We start from the raw sequence: 3,372 nt of genomic DNA on the forward strand, positions 1-3,372 counted from the left end.
CGGTCCGCGGAAAACCTCGAAGTCGACGACAGCCGCTAGGCGCTCAAGCGGATCACCCGCCGCGCTCAACGCCTCGTACCTGTCCGAAAGATCAAAGAAACCAGGCTGTCCCGCCATCGCCGCCTCCACCGTCATCGACCGGCAGTGAATCACGCGGCGCCCTCAAGCGCTACCGGTTTTTCGAGGCGTCCACTTCGCTCACCATATTAAATCCGTATCCTGTAGCCATATTGCTGAGACGAATGCGCATATTTGGGCAAAGGAGTTTCTGGAGCGCGAAAAGAGGCTGACCATTCCTCCCATCATTGCTGAACACGAGGGGCAGAAGGAGATTGTAAGTCCCGCCAGAATCTACACGTTCGCACATGCAAAACTAGAAAAGCGGCTCAATACGATCGTGCCGGACGTCGTCCTAATCACCGAAAATGGCACACAACTAATTGTCGAGGTTCGCGTAACCCATGCTTGTGATGAGACTAAGGTTGCTAAGCTAAGGAGCATCGGCCTTTCGGCCGTCGAAATTGACCTTAGGCGATTCCGTACATCGACAAAACAAGCTGAGGTTGAGGATGCGTTGCTCACGAGCGGACCACGTGATTGGCTCAGCAATGCCAAGCAGGCAAAATTCGATGATCGCTTGCGCGACCGTCTAGCGGCCGAGGCTGCAAAGAAGCTGAGGGAGTTAGAGGATCGCGCAAAACGCCTTGCTGCGGCAGAAGCCCGAAGGGTCCGCAGCGAGCAGATGGAGGCGCAGCGCGAAAGCGCGCGGCTCATTCAAGCGGTCCGAACACACAAGGGCGATTTAAACCAAATCCCAGATCGAATCAGTGCGTTCGTCGAACAATTTCACGATGTACCTTGGTCGCATCCGAAGACAGTCGGTTTTGCCGTTCACCCGCTCATTTGGCAAGCCGACCTAGTGAAGGAATTAATTACATTTCCTAATGCACTGGATTATCAGTGGCCTGAGAAAATTTCAATCAGTCGTGCGTTACGTACGATCAGCCGTCATCTTGTTCCTGATTTTCGTCGCCCGTTGGCGGCAGCAGTGATCGCGAAGCTACGTGATGAGTGGCCACATCACCGAGTACCGACCGAGGCGGTCGAATTGTTTCTCGACGACCTCGCTGGTACTGGTTTTTTGTGGCGCTCCGAAGCAGGAGAATTTACCGTCACACAAGAATATGCTGATCGGCTTTCCGCAAGCGAGCGGCGACGGCAGGAATTCGAAAGCCGATCCGAGGATTTGCGCCACCGCATAAACGTCATACTCGCGCGGCTGCCTGCATCAGAGCTTGGCTCGTTTGATCTTGATCGCTGGCTCACGATGCGCGCACCGGGCCAAAAAGCCGATCCCACAACACTTTGTCGGCTTGGCGATGATGCCTTTCGCGACTTTGATCGCGCATTGAAGCGTATCGAACTTTTGAGCGAAGGCGGGCCGGTCACAGACGAAATACTCGGGCTTCCGCTCTCAGAAGAGATTGCTCGCGCCCAACTCCGCGCGCGAGAAAAGCTTTTGATGGCGGCCTCAAACCGTCGGCTGAGCCTGACCCAAGCGGCTCAGCTAGAATTGGGCGAGGATGCCAACTCCTGGCTTTCAGGACCGTCGGAAGACGATGATGAAATGTCTTGGATCGATCAGGCCGGCCTCGATGATCTATCGTATCAGCGTGCTAGGGTAAGTCTTGCATCGGCAGCCGTTGTTCGCCGAGCCGCCATTCGTGCTCGAAATGAAGCGTCTTCCCGTCGTAATGAACTACGACAGGCCGCCTCGAAAGTCTATGATGAGCAGCACCTCGAATTGTTTCTTCACACATTTCACCCGAAATTTGGGAAATCACCATTCGAACACTGCGTCAATCACCGCACGATGCAGGAATGCATTGAGCTTTTGCCTCGCACAAAGCGTACGAAAATTCGCTAGTTTGACATTGTAATCTTCGAACTCTCTTTGTCGTTCCACACGAAGAGTATCGGAATGCGGGCTATCTAACGCCCTTCCAAAATCCCCAGACCGCGCACTCAACTGCCAGCCACCGCAACCGGCAGCGATAATCCTGCACCCCGCTACCGCCCCACTCCAAATCGCAGGCATTGATTGCGCACAGCCCCCAAGCATAGCATGATCACCCCCGACAGGAGGACCGCCCCATGCCCGCCACCCACCAGATCACCGACGAAGCCGCGCTCGAAGCCGTGCTTGGCGAACCGATGGAGTTCGTCCGCGCCAAGATCACCGAAAGCCTGTCAGACTCCATGCGCGCGTTCATCCAATCCTCGCCGCTGGCCATGATCGCCACCATCGATGCGCAGGGCCGCCCCGACATTTCGCCCAAGGGTGATCCCGCCGGGTTCGTTCGCGTCGACGAACAGGGCGACCTGCTCATCCCCGAGCGCCCCGGCAACCGGCTGACCTTCGGCTTTCGCAATATCCTGCGAGGTGGCCAGATCGGGCTGATCTTCCTCGCCCCGCACCAGCGCGAAACGCTGCGCATCAAGGGGCTGGCCACCATTCACAACGACCCCGAAACGCTGGAGGCCATGCAAGTCGGTGGCAAGCCTGCCCTGCTCTACACCCGCGTGCGCCCCACCGAATGCCATTTCCATTGCGGCAAGGCGCTCATCCGCTCGCATCTCTGGCAACCGGAGAAATGGACCGGAGACGCAAAATCCATCGCCGCGCGCGGCTATGCCAGCCAGAAGCTGCTCGGCACCGACGACGTGGCCCACACCGAACAGGTGCTGGATCAGGTCTACAAGGACGAACTGTACTAGCGCCGTTGACCGCCTCGCCCTTCCCCAAGGCCATCATTGCGCATTCATCCTCCAGCCGCCAAAAGCGCCAACGATGATCCTGCGCCGCATTATTGCCCTGCTCGCCGCCCTTTCGCTCGCCGCCTGCGCTGCGCAGCCTGCGCGCCTTGCCAGCGCGCCGCCGCCCAAACCCGATTGGGCCTTCCAGAAAAGCGATCTGCCGGTCGATCCGGCGTTCCGCTTTGGCCGCCTTGCCAATGGCATGCGCTTCATCCTGCGCCGCAATGCCACTCCGCCCGGCACCGCGCTGGTGCGCATGAATATCGCTGCGGGATCGCTCGACGAGGCGGATAACGAGCGCGGTTTTGCCCATTTTGTCGAGCATATGGCGTTCAACGGATCGGCGCATGTGCCCGAGGGCGAGATGGTCAAGCTTTTGGAGCGCGAAGGCCTCGCGTTCGGCGCGGATACCAACGCGCAGACCAGCTTCGAACACACGCTCTACCTGCTCGATCTGCCGCGCGCCGATCCGAAATTGCTCGATACCGCGCTGATGATCATGCGCGAAACCGCCAGCGAGCTGACTTTCGATCCCGCCGCCGTGGCGCGCGAGCG

The 3,372-nt window shown here is 58.4% G+C and carries 3 protein-coding genes and 1 pseudogene; 3 read left to right on the forward strand and 1 reads right to left on the reverse strand.

Annotated features, from left to right (window positions below; genetic code table 11):
• A pseudogene (locus Q0O40_RS15700) lies at positions 1-117 on the reverse strand (IS5/IS1182 family transposase); the annotation flags it as partial.
• A 280-nt stretch (positions 118-397) separates the two neighbouring features.
• Between Q0O40_RS15700 and Q0O40_RS15705 the strand changes: the two are divergent.
• From Q0O40_RS15705 to Q0O40_RS15715, 3 genes are all read left to right on the forward strand, one after another.
• The gene (locus tag Q0O40_RS15705; protein ID WP_295532058.1) at positions 398-1,927 is read left to right on the forward strand and encodes a hypothetical protein; all 1,530 of its coding nucleotides are present in this window, start codon (positions 398-400) and stop codon (positions 1,925-1,927) included.
• Between the two features lie 227 nt (positions 1,928-2,154).
• Positions 2,155-2,778 carry an MSMEG_1061 family FMN-dependent PPOX-type flavoprotein gene (locus Q0O40_RS15710; protein ID WP_295532061.1) on the forward strand — a complete coding sequence of 208 codons (624 nt, stop codon included), beginning with the start codon at positions 2,155-2,157 and terminating at the stop codon, positions 2,776-2,778.
• A gap of 73 nt (positions 2,779-2,851) precedes the next feature.
• The coding region (locus tag Q0O40_RS15715) for an insulinase family protein (protein ID WP_295532064.1) at positions 2,852-3,372 on the forward strand (521 nt) is incomplete at its 3' end.

Origin of the sequence: Novosphingobium sp. Chol11, assembly GCF_945870625.1 — a bacterium.
In the GTDB taxonomy this organism is placed as follows: domain Bacteria; phylum Pseudomonadota; class Alphaproteobacteria; order Sphingomonadales; family Sphingomonadaceae; genus Novosphingobium.